The sequence below is a fragment of the Enterococcus sp. 3H8_DIV0648 genome (assembly GCF_002140655.1).
In the GTDB taxonomy this organism is placed as follows: domain Bacteria; phylum Bacillota; class Bacilli; order Lactobacillales; family Enterococcaceae; genus Enterococcus_A; species Enterococcus_A hulanensis.
The window spans coordinates 197078-198505 of sequence record NZ_NGLG01000001.1 but is presented as its reverse complement, the minus strand read 5'-3'; the positions used below and the strand labels follow the sequence as shown (position 1 = coordinate 198505).

Genomic DNA, 1428 nt, shown 5'->3' with positions numbered 1-1428 from the left:
GACATTAGGGTTTTGAGTGCTTTTTGACGACGAATGACGGCTTATGAATGAAGTAGATAAAATAACCAATTCTTTTTCTTTAAAAAATATTAAATATAATAAGAATTACGTCAGATTGAATGGAAGTAGCAAACGAAGTAAGCGCTTTCTCAGAAAGTAAAAAAAGAATACCCGAAAATCAGATTGTTTCAAAAAAATAGCGTTTTCATACTAACTAACCTATTAAATTCTCCATCTCGTATATCACTTGATACCGTTGTTCAAGCATTGCATCTACATAAGTGTCCAATGTCATTTGAGTTGAAGCGTGTCCTAAAAGAGCGCTAACTGACGGAATATCTTTTTTTGCTTCCAGACAACGCGTCGCAAAAGTGTGGCGTAGCTGATGAAAATGAATATTTGTCAATTTCGCCTTTGAACAGATTTTATGGAAATGATGCGTAAGTAGTCTTGGCTCACAAGGATGTCCATTTGTAGAAAAAACAAATTCACTTTTCGAATGTCTACGATGCTTAGTTAATAATTGTTTCAATACTGAGCCCATTGGAATCACTCGAACAGAGGCTTCTGTTTTAGAATTTGCAAAAATTAATTGTGTCTTTTGTTCCAACTCAATCGTTTTGATTCGTTGATAAGTATGCTGAACGTGGATAAGATCCGTTTCAAAATCAATATCTTCCCATTTCAGTGCGGCTATCTCACCAATCCGCATCCCTGAATGCAAAGCTAGAAGGGCCGGAATGCCATATCCTCTTCTTTCTTTTTCAGCTATCTGCATGATTTTTCTTTGCTCAGATAAGGTCAAAGCTCTTACTTTAATACTCTTAGCTTTCGGTATCTTTAGATCTGAAAATGGGTTTGAAACGATCTTTCCGATTTTCTTTGCATGGTTCAGACATTTATTAAGTATCCGAAAGATTACTTGAATAGTCGAATTAGCAAGGGTTCCTTGAAGTTTTTTTAGAAGAACCTTTCCTGTATCCAAAGTGATTTCATTTAAGGATACATCTTTGATCACGGGAAAAATATATTTTTTCAATTTGTAATAGTAACTTGAAAAGGTTGATGGTTTAACTTCATCTTGAACTTCATCGAACCATTCTCTTGTCCATTCCTCAAAAGTTTCAGCAGAATATCCATGAACATGTTGTAATGTTTTGTACTGAATTTTTAACGGATACAACTTTTGTTTAACCTCCGTATAAGTTTTTCCATAAATATATCCGTATTTTATTCTTCCGTTAATTCTCCTGCCTTTAGGGTATCTCCCTTCCCAGCGACCATCTTTCCTTAAATAAATATTTTCACCTTTGCGCATGTTGCACTTCCTCCTAATTTGACGGCTCAATAGACGGTTTATTCTCTATGGTTTTTCATGAGAAAGCCTAAAAAGCCTAGATAATTAAATAATTATTAGCAGTGTTATTT

General features: G+C 34.5%; 1 protein-coding gene. It reads right to left on the bottom strand.

The features are described from left to right. Positions 1 to 214: 214 nt before the first annotated feature. Positions 215 to 1318: a tyrosine-type recombinase/integrase gene (locus tag A5875_RS00980; protein ID WP_088931880.1), complete on the bottom strand. Its 1104-nt coding sequence runs from the start codon at positions 1316 to 1318 to the stop codon at positions 215 to 217. Positions 1319 to 1428: the final 110 nt, after the last annotated feature.

What these genes read in the sequence shown, in the direction of transcription:
- A5875_RS00980 (WP_088931880.1), bottom strand. Translation starts at nt 1,318, where the DNA reads ATGCGCAAAGGTGAAAATATTTATTTAAGGAAAGATGGTCGCTGGGAA.